The organism is Pseudomonas sp. B111, assembly GCF_026428275.1.
Lineage (GTDB): Bacteria > Pseudomonadota > Gammaproteobacteria > Pseudomonadales > Pseudomonadaceae > Pseudomonas > Pseudomonas aeruginosa.
The window spans coordinates 5,715,330-5,733,085 of record NZ_CP097857.1 but is presented as its reverse complement, the minus strand read 5'-3'; the positions used below and the strand labels follow the sequence as shown (position 1 = coordinate 5,733,085).

Sequence of the window (17,756 nt, the reverse complement as noted above, 5' to 3'; positions counted from 1 at the left end):
CGATCCGCGCGGGGACGCCCCGCGCATTCCGCGCCGGCGTCCGCCGCGCATAGCAACGATTTCAGGAGCAGCGATGAGCAATCCGACCAGCACCCCACGCGCCGACGGCTTCCGCATGCCCGCCGAATGGGAACCCCACGAGCAGACCTGGATGGTCTGGCCGGAGCGCCCGGACAACTGGCGCAACGGCGGCAAGCCGGCCCAAGCGGCCTTCGCCGCGGTGGCCAAGGCCATCGCGCGCTTCGAGCCGGTCACCGTCTGCGCCAGCGCCGGGCAGTACGAGAACGCGCGCGCACGCCTCGACGACGGCAACATCCGCGTCGTGGAAATCAGCAGCGACGATGCCTGGGTCCGCGACACCGGCCCGACCTTCGTCATCGACGACAAGGGCGATGTACGCGGCGTCGACTGGGGCTTCAACGCCTGGGGCGGCTTCGAAGGCGGCCTGTACTTCCCCTGGCAGCGCGACGACCAGGTGGCACGCAAGATCCTCGAGATCGAACGGCGCGCCCGCTACCGCACCGACGACTTCGTCCTCGAGGGCGGCTCGATCCACGTCGACGGCGAAGGCACGCTGATCACCACCGAGGAATGCCTGCTCAACCACAACCGCAACCCGCACCTGAGCCAGGCGGAGATCGAGCGGACCCTGCGCGACTACCTTGCGGTGGACAGCATCATCTGGCTGCCGAACGGCCTCTACAACGACGAGACCGACGGCCACGTCGACAACTTCTGCTGCTACGTGCGTCCCGGCGAGGTGCTGCTGGCCTGGACCGACGACCAGGACGACCCGAACTACCTGCGCTGCCAGTCCGCCCTCCGCGTGCTGGAAGAAAGCCGCGACGCCAAGGGACGCAAGCTGGTGGTGCACAAGATGCCGATCCCCGGCCCGCTGTACGCGACCCAGGAAGAGTGCGACGGCGTGGATATCGTCGAGGGCAGCCAGCCGCGCGATCCCTCCATTCGCCTGGCCGGTTCCTACGTGAACTTCCTGATCGTCAACGGCGGCATCGTCGCACCGAGCTTCGACGATCCCAAGGACGCCGAGGCCAGGGCGATCCTCCAGCGGGTGTTCCCCGAGCACGAGGTGGTGATGGTCCCGGGGCGCGAGATCCTCCTCGGCGGCGGCAACATCCATTGCATCACCCAGCAGCAACCGGCGCCGCGCAAGGCCTGACGGGCATCCCCCAGGGCGGATGGCCAGCCGCGGCGCTGTTCGCGCTGGCCGGCCCGGCACGCCGAGTGGCGCCCTGAATGAAAAAAGCCCGCGTCCTCCTGGAGGACGCGGGCTTTTTCCTGTCCGGCCGGAGCTTACAGCAGCGGCAGGGTGTAGCTGACGATCAGGCGGTTCTCGTCCTGGTCGCGCTGGTTGTTGCTCGAACCGGCGGCCGGCAGGCCGCTGCGGAAGGAGGCGTTCTTCCAGGTGAAGCCCAGGCCCTTGAAGGTGCCGTCCGGGATCACGTAGGCCAGGGAGATATCGCGTTCCCACTCGCTCTGGTCGCCGCGGGCGGTCTTGATCTTGTCGCCGCTCAGGTAAATGGTGTTGAAGGTCAGGCCCGGCACGCCGACGGTGGCGAAGTCGTAGCCGTAGCGGACCTGCCAGGTGCGCTCGCCGGCACGCTGGAACTTGCCGATCTGCACGTCGGTGATCAGGTACGCGGTGGAACCTTCGCCATCGCCACGGTTCAGGAACGGGAAGTCGCTGTCGCCGTTGAGGATCTGGTAGCCGGCGCCGATGCTGTGGCCGCTGACGGTATAGGTGAAGAGACCGCTGAAGGCGCGGTTGTCGACTTCGCCCTTGGTCACGCCGCTGCCGTAGTAGCCGCTGCTGACGTAGCCGTCGGCACGGCCGGAACGGCTGCCGTTCTTGCCGTCGGAGCTGCTGTCGAAGGCACGCAGGTCGGTCTTCAGGACGCCCGGGCCGATCTGCCAGTTGTGGATCAGGCCGAGGAAGTGCTGCTTGTAGAAGTCGTCCAGGTTGCCGTAGTAGTACTGCAGGGTCAGGTCCTTGTTGACCTTGTAGTCGCCACCCGCGTAGTAGAACTTGTTGCTGTCGCGCGAGCTGGCGCTGCTGCCGTTGGCGCCGGCGATGCTCAGGCTGCGGTTGTCGGTGGAGTTACGGCCCTTGGAGTGCTCCAGTTGGCCGGCAACCAGGGTGAAGTCCTTGAGATCGGTCGAGGTGACCTGGCCGCCCTCGAAGGTGACCGGCAGCAGGCGGCCGTCGTTGTAGGTGACCACCGGCAGCTTCGGCTGCAGGGTGCCGTAGCGGAACTCGGTGTTGGATACCTTGGCCTTGGCGGTCAGGCCCAGGCTGGCGAAGTCGTGCACCGGCTCACCGTTGCTTTCCAGCGGGAACACGGTGCCCGGCTGGCGGTCCAGGCCGCTCTTGCCGGCACGGCCGCCGCCGTCCAGGCGCACGCCGAGCAGGCCCAGCGCGTCGACGCCGAAGCCGACGGTGCCCTGGGTGAAGCCCGACTGGTAATTCAGGATGAAGCCCTGGCCCCACTCTTCCTGCTTGCTCGGCGAGGCGCTGCCATTGCGGTTGTCGGTATTGATGTAGAAGTTGCGCAGGGTCAGCGATGCCTTGCTGTCCTCGATGAAACCGGCGGCGACCGCCTGTTGCGCCAGGGCACCGAGGGTACCGGCAGTGATGGCCAGGGCCAGTCGTGACTTGTTGATCTTGCGACTCTTCATTGGTCTTTTCCCCATTGGTATTGCTAATTGTCTTCCGGTCGGGGGAAGTGGAACGCGTGGGCCCGACCGGTCGTTGAAACACTGAGCGCCGTACCATCCCGGAAGATGGCGCGCGCGAAACTCGGCATTCGATGGATCAGGAAACGGCGCAACCCGCGACGATGGAACGACGGGGCAGGCAAGCAGGCAGGGAGGCAGCGAACGGAAGCGTGTGCATGGGTGTACTCGTGTCTTGTTATTGTGCGGCGGGTGTCTCGACCCACCGCCAGTGAAGGCAATTTGTAAGCCAATCTTTCCATCGGGCTCCGCCTTCGCGTCCTCTCGGGCTTCCTGCCCTTCTCCCGGCTGACGGGGCCGGAGGGTATCGGCAGAAAACCGCCTATTACAGCTTCCTTTCTGGCGAGTTACCGCCACGTTTCAGAAAATCGTTATTTCCTGCGCTTTATAGCGCGTGGGTAATAAACAGTAAAATATCCGCAATAAACCTAAAAAGAATTAATTATTCGCATTTAATAGCTTTAAGGAATATTGTACCGCAGCCGCAGCCTGCCGGTCGCCTCCCCAAAGAGGTATTCCGTGGCGCCGTCGACAAAACGGAAACGTTTGCCCAGCGGTCAGCCCACGACGATGCAGTCCTTGCCCTGGCGCTTGGCCGAGTACATCGCGGCGTCGGCCCGGCTGTAGAGGGCACCGAGCCCCTCGTCATCAGCCTGGAGGACCGTCAGGCCCTGGCTGACGGTGATCCCGAAGCTTTGTTCGCCCTCCTGGAAGCGCAGGCGTTGCACCTCGCGCTGCAGGCGTTCGCCGATCTGTCGCGCGGTCTGCTCGTCGCAGCCGGGCAGCAGCACGGCGAACTCCTCGCCGCCGATCCGCCCGAACAGGTCGCCACGGCGCAACGCGGCACTGCCGCTCTGGGCGATACGCTGGAGGACCTGGTCGCCGACCTGGTGGCCGAAGCGGTCGTTGATCTTCTTGAAGTCATCGACGTCCAGCAGCAGGAACGCCAACGGTATCCCCTCGCGGCGACACTCCTTGAAGGCCGCCTCGGCACTGTCGAAGAAATAGCGACGGTTGCTGCTCTGGGTCAGCACGTCGGTGGTGGCCAACCGTTGCAGCTCGCTCTCCATGTGCTTCTTGTCGGTGATGTCCTCGGCGATGCCCACCACCATCAGCGGCAGTCCCGCCTCGCCCTGGCGACTGACGAAGCACTTGTCGTTGAGCCAGCGGACCTCGCCGTCGCCGCGCACGATGCGGTATTCGCGTTGTTCCATGGCGCCACGTTCGAGCACCTGCAGCAGGCTGCTGTCGGCGTAGTCGAGGTCGTCCGGGTAGATGCTGTTGCGCCACTCCTCGTAGTCCGCCAGCAGCAGCGCCGCGGAACGGCCGAAGATTTTCTCGTAGGCGGGGCTGACGTAGACCATCCGCCGGTTCTGCCAGTCGTAGGCCCAGAGCACCGAGTTGACGCTGGCCAGCAAGGCGCTGAAGAGTTGCTCGCGCTCCTTCAGCCGGGCCACTTCGGCACGGCTGTGCAGCAAGGCCAGCGCGGCCTCCTGCGGGTCTTCGGGAATGCCGGTTAGGTCGTCCATGGATCGTCGCTCTGCTCGCGGAACGGGTTCGACCGCCAACTTAGCGCAGGGGTCGCGGCGATACAGAAATGCCCGCCGAACGGCAGGGAAAGGCTCCAGCCAGTGCGCTCGATCACAATTGCCGAGCGATGCCGTTCGTATTCGCCGGAGCCTGCACGCCCAATTGTTTCTGCGCCTCGAACAGCGAGCGCAGGAACAGGGTCAGGGTCGGTCGTTCTTCGTGTCCCTGGCGGGTAATGCAATGGAATTCCGAGTCGTAGGCCAGTTGCCGTGGCCGGATCGCCCGCATGCGCCCTTCGGCGACCCAGGTGGCGGCATAGTGCGTCGGCAGGTAGCCGATGTAGGTGCCGCTGAAGACCAGGGTAGCGATGGCCTCCATGGTGTAGGCGTCGGTCCCCTGGTTGAAGCGCAGGTCGTGCGGGCGATGGTTTTCCGCCATGTAGCCGCGGCCGACATAGTCGGCGGCGCAGATCTCGCCCAGCGTCGGCTCGTCGTCCGCCCGGGCGAAGAAGGGGTGCGCGCTGCCGCAATAGAGGTTCTGCTCCTCGCGGAACAGGGGTTGGTAGTAGAGCCCGGACAACCGGTGGTGAAAGGCCCCCACCGCCAGTTGCAGGCGCTCTTCCAGCACCGCGTGTTCGAGTTCGTCGGGACGCCGCGTGTGCAGCTTGAGCAGCACCTCCGGGGCGCGCTGGCGAAACAGCCGGATGGCCAGCGGCAACGGCAGGCAATGCTGGCCGATGACGCCATCGACGCAGCCCAGGTGCAACGCCTCGCGATCGCGCCCGCCGAGGCCGCGGACCTGCTCGCGAAAACGGGCGATGTCGCTGAACAGGCCGAGCGCGGCGTCGTAGAGTTCCTGTCCCTCCTCGGTCAACTGGAAACCGCCGTTGCCGCGCCGGCACAGGGAATAGCCCAGGCGCACCTCCAAGTCGCGCACCAGCACGCTCAGGCGCGACAGGCTGGTGTTCAGGCGCGCCTGGGCGGCAGTGAAGCCGCCGGCCTCGACGATGGCGCAGAAGGTGCGCAGCATGCGCAGGTCGATGTCGTTGATGTTGCCCAGCATTCCCGCCCCCATGGCGTTCGGTCCGCCTTCGTTATAGCGCCAAAGCCGGGCCGGCGGAACGCCGTCAGGCGCTTCGCGCGGCCGACTCGGCAAGCAGGCAGAGCAGCTCGAACATCATGGTCGCCCCCACCAGCGCCGTGGCGCCGCCGACATCGAACGGCGGCGAGACTTCCACCACGTCGGCGCCGACCAGGTCCAGCCCGCGCAGGCCGCGGACCAGCTGCTGGGCCTGGAGGCTGGTCATGCCGCCGATCTCCGGGGTGCCGGTGCCGGGCGCGAAGGCCGGGTCGAGCACGTCGACGTCGAAACTCACATAGGTCGGCCCGGCGCCCACCACCCGCCGCGCTTCGGCCAGGGTCGCCTCGACGCCCAGTTCGACGAACTCCTCCATGTGGATCACGCGGATGCCGCACTCGCGGGCGAAAGCGTCGTCGTCCGGCGAATACACCGAGCCGCGGATGCCGATCTGCACCGTGCGCAGCGGATCGAGCAGGCCTTCCTCTATGGCTCGGCGGAATGGCGTGCCGTGGGTGTAGGGGTTGTCGCCGAAGTAGCGGTCGTTGGTATCGGAATGCGCATCGAAATGCACCATGCCCAGCGGCCGCTCGCGACCCAGGGCGCGAAAGATCGGCAGGGTCACCAGGTGGTCGCCACCGACCGACAGCGGCAGGGTACCGGCGGCATGGACCTGGCGATAGAAGCCTTCGATGCGGCGCAGCGAATCGAGCAGGTCGATGGGATTCACCGGCGCGTCGCCGAGATCGCCGACCCGCACCAGGTCGTAGGGCGCGATGCGGCTGACGTGATGCACCTTGCGCATCAGGCTGGACAGGTTGCGCACCTCGCGCGGGCCATGGCGGGCACCGGCGCGGTTGGTGGTGCCGCCATCCCAGGGCACGCCGATCAGGCCGACCTGCAGCGCCGCCGGGTCGGTGAACGCCGGCAGGCGCATGAAGGTCGGGATACCGGCGAAGCGGGGAATCTCGGCGGCGTCGAGGGGCTGCGGATGGTCGTTCGACATGGGGCGTCTCCGTGTGGCGGGAAGAAAGCGCCGGGCGCCGCCCGGCGCGGTGGGTTCATTCCGGCTGGGCTCGCAGGCTGGCGGCAGGACGGGTAGCCAGGCTGACCGCGACGAAGGTCGCCAGGCTGGCCAGCAGGCCGTAGATGATCGGCGAGTTGGCGAGCAGGCCGTCGCGGGCCATGCAGGCGATCACCGCCAGGCAACCGGCGACGATGCTGGCGATCGCTCCCTGCGGACTGGCCCGACGCCACAGCAGCGCGCCGACGATCGGCACCAGCAGGCCACCGACCAGCAGGTTGTAGGCGATGCTCAGGGCCGCGATGACGTCATTGACCAGGCACGCCAGGACCAGCATCGCCACGCCCATCAGCAGGGTGATGCAACGGCTCAGGCGGATGTCGCTGGTGGTACCGGGGCGCAGGAAGCGCGCGTAGATGTCTTCCTGCAGCACGGTGGCCGCTGCCAGCAGGCACCCGCTGGCGGTGGACATGATCGCCGACAGCGCGGCCGCCACCACCAGGCCGCGCAGGCCCGGCGCCAGTACCTCGCGGGTGATCTCGGCGTAGGCGTTCTCCGGCACCGCCAGGTCCGGCAGGAGGACCCGCGCCGCCGCGCCGATCAGCGCGCAGGCGGCGCCGTAGAGCATGCAGTAGACGCCGGCGCCAAGCCCGGCGTAGCGCACCACCGTCTCGCTGCGCGCGGTGAACACCCGCTGCCAGATGTCCTGGCCGATCAGCGCGCCGAAGAAGTACAGGAGGAAGTAGGTGAGGATGGTATCCAGGCCGATGTGGCCGAGGTCGAAGAAGCCCGCCGGCAGCACCTCCTGCATGCGCGCCAGGCCACCGGCGCCGTCGATCGACAACGGCAGCAGGACCAGGAAGATACCGACGGTCTTGATCACGAACTGGATGATGTCGGTCAGAGTAAGCGACCACATGCCGCCGATCACCGAATAGACGATGACGATCCCGCCACCGCAGAGGATCGCCGGGATCCGCGGGATGCCGAATACCACCTCGGTGACCGAGCCGATGGCGATGGTCGCGGTGACCGCCACCATCAGGTCGTAGGCGACCATGACCACCCCGCCGATCAGGCGCGAGGAGGCCTGGTAGCGCTGCTCCAGCACCTGGGTCACGGTGAACACCCGCAGGCGCGCGATCTGCCGCGAGAACACCAGGCTGAGGACGATGATCCCCAGGCCGAGCATGAACACCAGCCACAAGCCGGACAGGCCGAACTGGTAGCCGAGCTTGACCGTACCGATGGTCGACGCGCCGCCGAGCACCACCGCGGCCATGGTTCCCAGGTAGAGGCCGGGGCCGAGGCGGCGTCCGGCGACGAGGAAATCGCTCTGGCTCTTCGCCTTGCGCATTCCGTACCAGCCCAGGCCCAGCATGGCCAGGGCGTAGACCAGCATGATCAGGTAATCCAGCAACATCGCCCGCGCTCCTTTTCTTGTTGTTCTGCGTGACGCCCGGCGTGGCGCCTGGGCACGCCGAAGATAGGCCGGGCGCCGCCCGGGCTGAATCCCGGATCGGGCAAGTCGACTTGCGGAGGAAGAGAAGTATCGGCGGGGCGTCGCATTGGCGACGCCGAAACGCAACGCGCCGGCAGGAGCCGGCGCGTTGCAGAGGCGGCTGACGCACCCGCGAGGGCGCGCCAGGCGTCAGGCGGGACGCAGCGAGTAGGTCTTCAGTTGCGCGGCGAACTCCTTCAACGACTGGATACCGCTGGCTTCCGCCTCATGCACCCAGTCCTTGATCGCCGCCAGCATGTCGTGGCCGTTGGCGCTGGTCTTGGCCCAGATCTGCTGCAACGCCAGGCGCTTCTCGTAGATCACCTTCAGCGCCTGGCTGTGGGCGAGCATCGAGTCGATGCGCACGTGGTGGCGGTCCTGCAGCAGGCTGGTCTCGCGCGACAGCAGGCGCTTGGCGCGGCGGAACAGGTGGCGCACCGACTCGTCGGCCTTGGCCACTTCCTGCTTGACCAGCGGCGCGATCACCAGCTTGCGGTACTGCGCCATGATCTGGAAGCGGTTGTTGAGGATCGCCATGGCGGTGTCCATGTCCAGGCTGTGCTTGCCCTCGACCCGATGGGCGATCGGCGCGACCCGGGCGACCCTGGCCAGGCGCAGGAAACTGAACAGCTTGATCCAGGCCCAGCCCAGGTCGAATTCCCACTTCTTCACCGACAGCTTGGCCGAGTTCGGGTAGGTGTGGTGGTTGTTGTGCAGCTCTTCGCCACCGATGAGGATGCCCCAGGGCACCAGGTTGGTGGCGGCGTCGCGGCATTCGAAGTTGCGATAGCCGACCGCGTGGCCGAGGCCGTTGACCACGCCGGCGGCCCAGAACGGAATCCATGCCATCTGCACGGCCCAGACGGTCAGGCCAAGGGCGCCGAACAGGGCCAGGTCGATGAGCGCCATCAGCACCACGCCGCCGATCGGGAAGCGCGAGTAGAGATTGCGCTCGATCCAGTCGTCCGGGCAGTTCTTGCCGTAGATGCGCAGGGTGTCCTGGTTCTTCGCCTCGGCCTTGTACAGCTCCGCGCCTGCGCGCAGGACGGTGAACAGGCCCTTGTGCACCGGGCTGTGCGGATCCTCGACGGTCTCGCACTTGGCATGGTGCTTACGGTGGATCGCGGTCCATTCGCGCGTGTTCATCCCTGTGGTCAACCACAACCAGAAACGGAAGAAGTGCTGCAACGCGGGGTGCAGGTCGAGTGCACGGTGGGCGGAATAGCGATGCAGGTAGACGGTCACGCTGACGATGGTGATATGCGTCAGCACCAGGGTAACTGCCACCAGTTGCCAGGGCGACAGGTCGAGAAAACCGTTGAACCACATAGGCGGTACTGAACCTCGGGGGGACTTGGGAGTGATGAGGGCCTTGTCTGACAAAACCTGGGGGCATTATCACCAAGCGGCTGGGGATTACCATCCGTTCTTTTAGATATGAACAGGGCCGGATGGCCATCATTTATACTGCCCGGCCAATAATTGCCCACTGAAAATCCCATGAGCCCCCGCCTGAGTGCCCTTCGCCTGAGCCTGGCTTATCTCGCAATCGCCATCGCCTGGGCGTTCCTGAGCGATCATTTGTTACAAAACCGGGTCCAGGACCACGACCAGCTGGTGTTCTGGATGACCGCCAAGCGGCTGTTCTTCTTCGCCGCCACCGGCCTGCTCCTGTACCTCTACCTGGTACGCCAGTTTCGCCGCAAGGCCCAGGCCTACGACGAACTGCACGGCAGCGAGCAGCGCCTGAACCGTGCCCTGGAAGCGGTGCGCGACGGACTCTGGGATTGGGACCTGGTGACCGACCGGATGTTCGTCTCGCCGGGCTACGCCGCGCTGATCGGCCTCGCCCCGGAGGAACTCGGCGACCCCATCGAGACCTGGAAGAAGCGCCTGCACCCCGAAGAGTACGCCACCGTGCTGGAGGCCCACCGCAACCACCTGCAGGGCCTGACCGACAATCTCGACCACATCTACCGCCTGCGCCACAAGGACGGCGACTACCGCTGGATCCACTCGCGCGGCCGGGTCCTCCGCGACGCCCTGGGCAAGCCGCTGCACTACACCGGCGTGGCCCGCGACATCACCCTGCAGCGGCTCAAGGAAGACCACCTGCGCCAGGCCGCGGCGGTGTTCGACAGCACCCGCGAGGGCGTTCTGGTCACCGACGCCCAGGCGGTGATCGTGCACGTCAACCCTTCCTTCGAGCGCATCACCGGCTACCGTTCCGAGGACGTGCTCGGCAAGACCCCGGCGATCCTCCGCTCCGGCCGCCAGGACCAGGCGTTCTACCAGCGCCTGTGGCTGGCCCTGCGCGAGCAGGACGTCTGGAGCGGAGAAATCTGGAACCGGCGCAAGAGCGGCGAGATCTACCCGCAGTGGCTGCACATCCGCGCGGTGCGCAACGACCAGGGCCAACTGACCCACTACGTCGGGGTGTTCTCCGACCTGAGCAGCATCAAGCGCTCGGAGAACGAGCTGGACTTTCTCGCCCACCACGACTCGCTGACCGGCCTGCCCAACCGCGTGCTGCTGCGCGAGCGCATCGAGCAGGCGCTGGAGAACGGCAAGGACCGGACGGTGGCCGGGGCCCTGCTGCTGATCGACCTCGACCACTTCAAGCACATCAACGACAGCCTCGGCCACACCACCGGCGACATGCTCCTCAAGGAAGTCAGCAAGCGCCTGCAACACCAGCTCGACGAGCGCTGCCTGCTGTCGCGACTGGGCGGCGACGAATTCGCCATCCTCGTCGAGAACGACGACCCGGAAGCCGTCGCGCGACTCTCACAGCGCATCCTCGACGGTTTCAACGCGCCGTTCGACATCCACTGCCAGCCGATCTATATCAGCGCAAGCCTCGGTGTCAGCCTCTACCCGGAAGACGCCAGCGACGTCGACCACCTGATGCAACACGCCGACGCCGCGCTGTTCCAGGCCAAGGACAGCGGGCGTAACGCCTACGCCTTCTACACCCGCGTGCTGACCGCCCGGGCCCGCGCCCATGTCCAGGTGGAATCGGCCCTGCGCCATGCGCTGGAGCACGACGAACTGCGCGTCCACTACCAGCCGGTGCACGACCTGGCCAGCGGGCGGATCGTCGGCGTCGAGTCGCTGGTGCGCTGGCAGCATCCCGAGCGCGGCCTGGTGCCGCCAGGCGAGTTCGTCCCGGTGGCGGAGGAATGCGGGCTGATCGCCGCGCTGGACAACTGGGTGCTCAAGCGTGCCTGCCAGCAGATGCGCGAGTGGCAACAGCGCGGCGTCGAGCTGGAGTTCGTCGCGGTCAACGTCTCCAGCCGGCTGTTCAACCGCGGCGGCCTGGAGGAAAGGATCGCCAACGCCCTGGAAGAGTCCGGGCTGGAGCCCCGCTACCTGGAGCTGGAAGTCACCGAAAGCGCGGTGATGGAGGACTTCGAACAGTCCCTCAACCTGCTCTGCCGCCTGCGCATCCTCGGCGTGAACCTGGCCATCGACGACTTCGGCACCGGCTATTCCTCGCTGATGCGCCTCAAGCGGCTGCCGGTGCACAAGCTGAAGATCGACCAGGGCTTCGTCGCCGGCCTGCCCGGCGCGGTGGACGACGCCGCGATCGCCCGGGCGATCGTTGCCCTGGCGCAAAGCATGGGCCTGCGGGTGGTCGCCGAGGGTATCGAGCACCAGGACCAGGCGCTGTTCCTGCGCGAACATGGCTGCGACTTCGGCCAAGGCTACTGGTACGGACGACCGCAACCGGCGGAAGCGCTGCGCTTCGACCTGCCGCCCGTGGCGCTGCCGGAAGACTGAGCCTGGCGGCGAAGCCGGGCCGCTTCGCCGTCTTATAACTACTTTACCTATAAAGATTCTTAAACAATATTTTTAAGAATATTGCCCACTGCTTACTATGCGCCTCACGCCGCCTCCACTTCGTCGAGCAACGCGGCACCTCGAGCCACAGGAGCAGAGACCCATGAGCGCAACCCTCAGAAGCCTGGATGGCCAGGACGAAGCCACCATCCTGCGTGAAATCCAGAGTGCCCTGCGCGGCCTGCGCTTCGGCGCCGTCGAGATCACCGTGCACAACGGCCAGGTGGTGCAGATCGAGCGCAAGGAAAAATTCCGTCTGCAGCAACCGGCCGTCAAGCAGGCCTGAAGCACACGACCCGACTGGACCACCGGAGGCGTCTCGCCATGAACATCCGTTCGATACCCCATCCGCACCGGTACTGCAGCTGTCGGCCGCGAATGCGCGCCTGACGCCCCGTGTTCCCGTCGTTCCGCCAACACCCCATTAGAACAATCGAAACAGCACACACCTAGGAGCTGCACATGTCCCTTCGTCGTTTCGCCCTGGCCGCACTCGCCAGCGCCCTGGTTTCCGGCCCGGTTGCCGCGGCCACGCAACTGCTGAACGTTTCCTACGACCCGACCCGCGAGCTGTACCAGGCCTACAACGCGGCCTTCATCAAGCACTGGAAGGCCCAGGGCGGCGAGGACCTGACCGTCCAGCAGTCCCACGGCGGCTCCGGCAAGCAGGCCCGCGCGGTGATCGACGGGCTCAAGGCCGACGTGGTGACCCTGGCCCTGGCCGGCGACATCGACGAACTGCACAAGCTCGGCAAGCTGCTGCCGGCCGACTGGCAGGCACGCCTGCCGGACAACAGCACCCCCTACACCTCGACCATCGTGTTCCTGGTGCGCAAGGGCAACCCCAAGGGCATCAAGGACTGGGGCGACCTGACCAAGGAAGGCGTGGAAGTCATCACGCCGAACCCGAAGACCTCCGGCGGCGCGCGCTGGAACTTCCTCGCCGCCTGGGCCTGGGCGAAGAAGCAGTACGGCAGCGACGAGAAGGCCAAGGACTACGTGCAGGCGCTGTACAAGCACGTACCGGTGCTCGACACCGGCGCCCGCGGCTCGACCATCACCTTCGTCAACAACCAGATCGGCGACGTGCTGCTGGCCTGGGAGAACGAGGCGTTCCTGGCGAAGAAGGAACAGGGCGGGGAAAACTTCGAGATCGTCGTACCCTCCATCTCCATCCTCGCCGAACCGCCGGTCGCGGTGGTCGACAAGGTGGTCGAGAAGAAAGGCACCCGCAAGGTCGCCGAGGCCTACCTGCAATACCTGTACAGCGAGGAAGGCCAGCGCATCGCCGCGCAGAACTTCTACCGGCCGCGCAACCAGAAGGTCGCCGCCGAGTTCGCCACGCAGTTCCCGAAACTGAACCTGGTCACCGTCGACTCCGATTTCGGCGGCTGGAAGACGGCCCAGCCGAAGTTCTTCAACGACGGGGGCATCTTCGACCAGATCTACCAGGCGCAATGATCGCGACGGCAGGCCCGTCGCCCGAACCACGGCCCCTCTCCCAGACCCTCTCCCGGATGGGCGAGGGGGCTGGCAGGCCCGGTCCCGTACCGGGCCCACTGCCGGAAGGAACCGGCACCGGGAGAGCCACCAAGCGTTCCAACGCAGAGTAAGGACAGAACATGTCACGACGCATTTCCCCGGTCATACCCGGCTTCGGGCTGACCCTGGGATACACCCTGGTGTACCTCAGCCTGCTGGTCCTGATCCCGCTGGGGGCCATGTTCCTCAAGACCACCCAGCTCAGCTGGGAGCAATTCTGGGCCATCATCAGCGCGCCGCGGGTGCTCGCCGCGCTCAAGCTGAGCTTCGGCACCGCGCTCGCCGCCGCCGTGCTCAACGGCTTGATCGGCACGCTGCTGGCCTGGGTCCTGGTGCGCTACGAATTCCCCGGACGGAAGATCATCGACGCCATGATCGACCTGCCCTTCGCCCTGCCCACCGCCGTCGCCGGTATCGCCCTCACCGCGCTCTATGCGCCGGCCGGCCTGGTCGGCCAGTTCGCCAGCGACCTCGGCTTCAAGATCGCCTATACCCCCCTGGGGATCACCCTGGCGCTGACCTTCGTGACCCTGCCGTTCGTGGTCCGCACGGTGCAGCCGGTGCTCGCCGACATTCCCAAGGAAGTCGAGGAAGCCGCCGCCTGCCTCGGCGCCAGGCCGCTGCAGGTGTTCCGCCATATCCTCGTGCCGGCGCTGCTGCCGGCCTGGCTGACCGGTTTCGCCCTGGCCTTCGCCCGGGGCGTCGGCGAATACGGCTCGGTGATCTTCATCGCCGGCAACATGCCGATGAAGACCGAGATCCTGCCGCTGCTGATCATGGTCAAGCTGGACCAGTACGACTACACCGGCGCCACCGCCATCGGCGTGCTGATGCTGGTGGTGTCCTTCATCCTGCTGCTGCTGATCAACCTGCTGCAGCGCCGCATCGAAACCCCGTAAGGAGGGCGCCATGTCCAGTGCAAGCATTTCCGCTGCCACCGCCAGCGCCTCCCGCCGCGGCAACGCCGGCGGCCGCCTGGCCCTGATCGTCCTGGCCTGGCTGGTCTTCGCCCTGTTCCTCCTGCTGCCGCTCTACGTGGTCCTGAGCGAGGCGCTGAAGCAGGGGTTCGGCACCTTCTTCGAGGCGATCCTCGAGCCCGACGCGCTGGCCGCGCTGAAGCTGACCCTGATCGCGGTGGCCATCTCGGTGCCGCTCAACCTGCTGTTCGGCGTCGCCGCCGCCTGGTGCGTGAGCAAGTTCGAGTTTCGCGGCAAGAGCATCCTGGTGACCCTGATCGACCTGCCGTTCTCGGTCTCGCCGGTGATCGCCGGCCTGATCTACGTGCTGTTGTTCGGCGCCCAGGGCTACTTCGGCGAATGGCTGAGCGACCACGACATCCAGATCGTCTTCGCGGTGCCCGGCATCGTCCTGGCGACCCTCTTCGTCACCGTGCCCTTCGTCGCCCGCGAACTGATCCCGCTGATGCAGGAACAGGGCACCCAGGAAGAGGAGGCCGCCCGCCTGCTCGGCGCCAACGGCTGGCAGATGTTCTGGCACGTGACCCTGCCGAACATCAAGTGGGGCCTGATCTACGGCGTGGTGCTCTGCACCGCCCGGGCGATGGGCGAGTTCGGCGCGGTGTCGGTGGTTTCCGGACACATCCGCGGCGTCACCAACACCCTGCCGCTGCACGTCGAGATCCTCTACAACGAATACAACCACGTCGCCGCCTTCAGCGTCGCCAGCCTGTTGCTGCTGATGGCGCTGGTCATCCTTCTGCTCAAGCAGTGGAGCGAATCCCGCATGTCCCGACTGAAAAGCAATGCTGACGAGGAATGAACCATGAGCATCGAAATCCGTAACGTCAGCAAGAACTTCAACGCCTTCAAGGCCCTGGACGACATCAACCTGGACATCCAGAGCGGCGAGCTGGTGGCCCTGCTCGGCCCCTCCGGGTGCGGCAAGACCACCCTGCTGCGGATCATCGCCGGGCTGGAAACCCCGGACGCCGGCAACATCGTGTTCCATGGCGAGGACGTCTCGCAGCACGACGTGCGCGACCGCAACGTCGGCTTCGTCTTCCAGCACTACGCGCTGTTCCGCCACATGACGGTGTTCGACAACGTCGCCTTCGGCCTGCGCATGAAGCCCAAGGGCGAGCGGCCGGGCGAGTCCGCGATCAAGGCCAAGGTCCACGAGCTGCTCAACATGGTGCAGCTCGACTGGCTCGCCGACCGCTATCCCGAGCAGCTCTCCGGTGGCCAGCGGCAGCGTATCGCCCTGGCCCGCGCGCTGGCGGTGGAGCCGAAGATCCTGCTCCTCGACGAACCCTTCGGCGCCCTCGACGCCAAGGTACGCAAGGAGCTGCGCCGCTGGCTGGCGCGCCTGCACGAGGAGATCAACCTGACCTCGGTGTTCGTCACCCACGACCAGGAAGAAGCGATGGAAGTGGCCGACCGCATCGTGGTGATGAACAAGGGCGTGATCGAGCAGATCGGCTCGCCCGGCGAGGTCTACGAGAACCCGGCCAGCGATTTCGTCTACCACTTCCTCGGCGACTCCAACCGCCTGCAACTGGGCAACGACCAGCACCTGCTGTTCCGCCCCCACGAAGTGTCGCTGTCGCGTTCCGCGGTGGCCGAGCACCGCGCCGCCGAGGTCCGCGACATCCGTCCGCTGGGGGCGATCACCCGGGTAACGCTGAAGGTCGACGGCCAGGACGAACTGATCGAAGCCGAAGTGGTGAAGGACCACGACAGCCTGGCCGGCCTGGCCCGCGGCGAGACCCTCTACTTCAAGCCGAAGGCCTTCCAGCCGGTGGCCAATCTCTGATCCCCGGCGGGTTCAGCCCGCCGTGCGCTCCGCCAGGCCGCGCAGTCCCGCGCGGCCCTTCGACGACACCTGCAACGCCCGCGAGCCGTCCTGCGGCCGCAACCAGCCCTGGCGCAGACAGGCCTCCAGCAACGCCGCCCCCAGCGCGCCGCCGAGGTGCGGCTTGCGTTCGCTCCAGTCGGGGCAGGCGCAGGCGAACTGCCGACGGCGGCGGCGGACCTCCGCCAGGTCGATCCCCAACCCGGCCAGCCCGGCCTCGCCGGTCGCGCTCAGGCGCAGCGTCCTGCCCTCCTGCTCGATCCAGCCGGCATCCAGCATCCGTGCGAACACACCGACCGCGAGTTCGCCGGCCAGGTGGTCGTAGCAGGATCGCGCCTCGCGCAACGCCGACGGCGTGCCGTGGCTCGGCGGCAGGCTGCGCCGCTGCGGCTGCAGGGCCAGGGAGGCGCTGGCCAGCGCTTCCACCGCCTGCCCCACTTCCGGCCCGGCCAGGCGATAGAAGCGATTGCGCCCGCGCGCCTCCAGGCTCAGCACGCCGCCCTCGACCAGCCGTCCCAGGTGGCCGCTGGCGGAGGACGGCGAGACGCCTGCCAGCAGCGCCAGCTCGCTGGCCGGGCGGGCGCTGCCATCCATCAGTGCCCAGATCATCTGCGCGCGGCCGGGATCGGCGAGCAGCGCCGCCAGCGAACTGAAGCCGGGATTGAATTGCATGCTTCACCTCCGGATGAAACATTGCCTGTCGACGACGAGAGATACTGGCCGCCATCGCCCGCTCGCGCCAGCCCGAGACAAGGAAGAACCCGCATGTCCGTCGACCTCCACGCCCTGATCCCGCTGATCGCCCTCACCTTCCTTCTCGCCGGCTTCGTCAAGGGCGTGGTCGGCCTGGGCCTGCCGACGGTCTCGGTGGGCCTGCTCGGCCTGGCCATGCCGCCGATGCAGGCGGCGGCGCTGCTGATCGTACCGTCGATGGTGACCAACCTCTGGCAGCTCGCCTGCGGCCCGCGCTTCCTCGGCTTGATGAAGCGCCTGGCCGGCCTGCTGTTCGGGGTGGTCGTGGGCACCCTGCTGGTCGGCGCATGGCTCGGCGGCGACGCGCCAAGGCAGGCCACCGGCGTGCTCGGCCTGGCCCTGGCGGCCTACGCGCTGCTCGGCCTGGCCGCGATCCCGCTGCACCTGCCGGCACGCCACGAGCCCTGGGCCGGCCCGCTGGTCGGGCTGGCGACCGGCGCGCTGACCGCGGTCACCGGGGTTTTCGTGATTCCCGCGGTGCCCTACCTGGGAGCCCTAGGATTGCAGCGCGACGAACTGGTCCAGGCCCTCGGCCTGTCGTTCAGCGCCTCGACCCTGGCCCTGGCGGTCACTCTCGGCGTGCATGGCGACCTGCTCGAACCGCAGATGCTCGGCGCCTCGCTGCTGACCCTGGTCCCGGCGCTGGGCGGGATGCTCCTCGGCCAGTGGCTGCGCCAGCGGATCAGCGCGACGCTGTTCAGGCGCTGCTTCTTCGTCGGTCTCCTGCTGCTCGGCGCCGACCTCGCCTGGCGCGGTTTCCACTGACGCCAGGGACGCATTGCGCACCCGCCAGGGCGGGCCTGCGGCCTTCGCGGGACTTCCGACGAACGGCACAAGCCGCTATCATCCGCCGCCGCGCGACCCCCACCGGGCGCGCGGCACCGGGCGGAACACGCCCGTCCGGCACGGAACGCCACCTAT

Annotated in this window: 15 protein-coding genes; 8 read left to right on the top strand and 7 right to left on the bottom strand. The window is 66.9% G+C overall.

The window, feature by feature from the left end; genetic code table 11:
• The first annotated feature begins 73 nt into the window (after positions 1–73).
• Positions 74–1,180, top strand: coding sequence for an agmatine deiminase (aguA, locus tag M6E97_RS26535; RefSeq protein ID WP_033939733.1), 1,107 nt, complete (start codon positions 74–76; stop codon positions 1,178–1,180).
• A 134-nt stretch (positions 1,181–1,314) separates the two neighbouring features.
• Here aguA and M6E97_RS26530 read toward each other — a convergent pair whose 3' ends face one another.
• The 6 genes from M6E97_RS26530 to desA form a co-directional block, all read right to left on the bottom strand.
• On the bottom strand, positions 1,315–2,697 hold the full coding sequence (locus tag M6E97_RS26530) for an OprD family porin (RefSeq protein WP_009875698.1): 1,383 nt from the start codon (positions 2,695–2,697) through the stop codon (positions 1,315–1,317).
• A gap of 614 nt (positions 2,698–3,311) precedes the next feature.
• Positions 3,312–4,283, bottom strand: a complete 972-nt coding sequence (locus M6E97_RS26525; protein ID WP_033939734.1) for a GGDEF domain-containing protein — start codon at positions 4,281–4,283, stop codon at positions 3,312–3,314.
• Between the two features lie 112 nt (positions 4,284–4,395).
• Positions 4,396–5,358 carry a LysR family transcriptional regulator gene (locus tag M6E97_RS26520; RefSeq protein WP_079381539.1) on the bottom strand — a complete coding sequence of 321 codons (963 nt, stop codon included), beginning with the start codon at positions 5,356–5,358 and terminating at the stop codon, positions 4,396–4,398.
• 52 nt (positions 5,359–5,410) lie between these two features.
• On the bottom strand, positions 5,411–6,367 hold the full coding sequence (gene speB, locus M6E97_RS26515; RefSeq protein WP_003112934.1) for an agmatinase: 957 nt from the start codon (positions 6,365–6,367) through the stop codon (positions 5,411–5,413).
• 55 nt (positions 6,368–6,422) lie between these two features.
• The gene (locus M6E97_RS26510) at positions 6,423–7,808 is read right to left on the bottom strand and encodes a sodium:solute symporter (protein ID WP_033939738.1); all 1,386 of its coding nucleotides are present in this window, start codon (positions 7,806–7,808) and stop codon (positions 6,423–6,425) included.
• A 228-nt stretch (positions 7,809–8,036) separates the two neighbouring features.
• On the bottom strand, positions 8,037–9,215 hold the full coding sequence (gene desA / locus M6E97_RS26505) for a delta-9 fatty acid desaturase DesA (protein WP_003084252.1): 1,179 nt from the start codon (positions 9,213–9,215) through the stop codon (positions 8,037–8,039).
• Positions 9,216–9,386: 171 nt separating this feature from the next.
• On the opposite strand from desA, the gene M6E97_RS26500 reads away from it, so the two are divergent.
• The 6 genes from M6E97_RS26500 (at position 9,387) to M6E97_RS26475 (ending at position 16,043) form a co-directional block, all read left to right on the top strand.
• Complete coding sequence (locus tag M6E97_RS26500; RefSeq protein WP_023107599.1) at positions 9,387–11,669, top strand: putative bifunctional diguanylate cyclase/phosphodiesterase; 2,283 nt, start codon at positions 9,387–9,389, stop codon at positions 11,667–11,669.
• 163 nt (positions 11,670–11,832) lie between these two features.
• Positions 11,833–12,015, top strand: coding sequence for a sulfur starvation response protein OscA (gene oscA, locus M6E97_RS26495; protein ID WP_003084246.1), 183 nt, complete (start codon positions 11,833–11,835; stop codon positions 12,013–12,015).
• Between the two features lie 176 nt (positions 12,016–12,191).
• Complete coding sequence (locus tag M6E97_RS26490) at positions 12,192–13,190, top strand: sulfate ABC transporter substrate-binding protein (RefSeq protein ID WP_003084243.1); 999 nt, start codon at positions 12,192–12,194, stop codon at positions 13,188–13,190.
• A 161-nt stretch (positions 13,191–13,351) separates the two neighbouring features.
• Entirely contained in the window at positions 13,352–14,170 is an 819-nt protein-coding gene (cysT, locus tag M6E97_RS26485; RefSeq protein ID WP_003084241.1) for a sulfate ABC transporter permease subunit CysT, read from the top strand.
• Between the two features lie 10 nt (positions 14,171–14,180).
• Positions 14,181–15,050, top strand: a complete 870-nt coding sequence (gene cysW, locus M6E97_RS26480) for a sulfate ABC transporter permease subunit CysW (RefSeq protein ID WP_003084239.1) — start codon at positions 14,181–14,183, stop codon at positions 15,048–15,050.
• 3 nt (positions 15,051–15,053) lie between these two features.
• Complete coding sequence (locus M6E97_RS26475; RefSeq protein WP_003084237.1) at positions 15,054–16,043, top strand: sulfate/molybdate ABC transporter ATP-binding protein; 990 nt, start codon at positions 15,054–15,056, stop codon at positions 16,041–16,043.
• 12 nt (positions 16,044–16,055) lie between these two features.
• Here the strand turns inward: M6E97_RS26475 and M6E97_RS26470 are convergent, their stop codons facing one another.
• On the bottom strand, positions 16,056–16,754 hold the full coding sequence (locus tag M6E97_RS26470) for an ArsR/SmtB family transcription factor (protein WP_033939742.1): 699 nt from the start codon (positions 16,752–16,754) through the stop codon (positions 16,056–16,058).
• A 93-nt stretch (positions 16,755–16,847) separates the two neighbouring features.
• Between M6E97_RS26470 and M6E97_RS26465 the strand changes: the two genes are divergently transcribed.
• On the top strand, positions 16,848–17,600 hold the full coding sequence (locus M6E97_RS26465; RefSeq protein WP_033939744.1) for a sulfite exporter TauE/SafE family protein: 753 nt from the start codon (positions 16,848–16,850) through the stop codon (positions 17,598–17,600).
• Positions 17,601–17,756: the final 156 nt, after the last annotated feature.

Coding starts and splice junctions, on each gene's coding strand:
- aguA (WP_033939733.1), top strand. CDS start 74: ATGAGCAATCCGACCAGCACCCCACGCGCCGACGGCTTCCGCATGCCC.
- M6E97_RS26530 (WP_009875698.1), bottom strand. CDS start 2,697: ATGAAGAGTCGCAAGATCAACAAGTCACGACTGGCCCTGGCCATCACT.
- M6E97_RS26525 (WP_033939734.1), bottom strand. CDS start 4,283: ATGGACGACCTAACCGGCATTCCCGAAGACCCGCAGGAGGCCGCGCTG.
- M6E97_RS26520 (WP_079381539.1), bottom strand. CDS start 5,358: ATGGGGGCGGGAATGCTGGGCAACATCAACGACATCGACCTGCGCATG.
- speB (WP_003112934.1), bottom strand. CDS start 6,367: ATGTCGAACGACCATCCGCAGCCCCTCGACGCCGCCGAGATTCCCCGC.
- M6E97_RS26510 (WP_033939738.1), bottom strand. CDS start 7,808: ATGTTGCTGGATTACCTGATCATGCTGGTCTACGCCCTGGCCATGCTG.
- desA (WP_003084252.1), bottom strand. CDS start 9,215: ATGTGGTTCAACGGTTTTCTCGACCTGTCGCCCTGGCAACTGGTGGCA.
- M6E97_RS26500 (WP_023107599.1), top strand. CDS start 9,387: ATGAGCCCCCGCCTGAGTGCCCTTCGCCTGAGCCTGGCTTATCTCGCA.
- oscA (WP_003084246.1), top strand. CDS start 11,833: ATGAGCGCAACCCTCAGAAGCCTGGATGGCCAGGACGAAGCCACCATC.
- M6E97_RS26490 (WP_003084243.1), top strand. CDS start 12,192: ATGTCCCTTCGTCGTTTCGCCCTGGCCGCACTCGCCAGCGCCCTGGTT.
- cysT (WP_003084241.1), top strand. CDS start 13,352: ATGTCACGACGCATTTCCCCGGTCATACCCGGCTTCGGGCTGACCCTG.
- cysW (WP_003084239.1), top strand. CDS start 14,181: ATGTCCAGTGCAAGCATTTCCGCTGCCACCGCCAGCGCCTCCCGCCGC.
- M6E97_RS26475 (WP_003084237.1), top strand. CDS start 15,054: ATGAGCATCGAAATCCGTAACGTCAGCAAGAACTTCAACGCCTTCAAG.
- M6E97_RS26470 (WP_033939742.1), bottom strand. CDS start 16,754: ATGCAATTCAATCCCGGCTTCAGTTCGCTGGCGGCGCTGCTCGCCGAT.
- M6E97_RS26465 (WP_033939744.1), top strand. CDS start 16,848: ATGTCCGTCGACCTCCACGCCCTGATCCCGCTGATCGCCCTCACCTTC.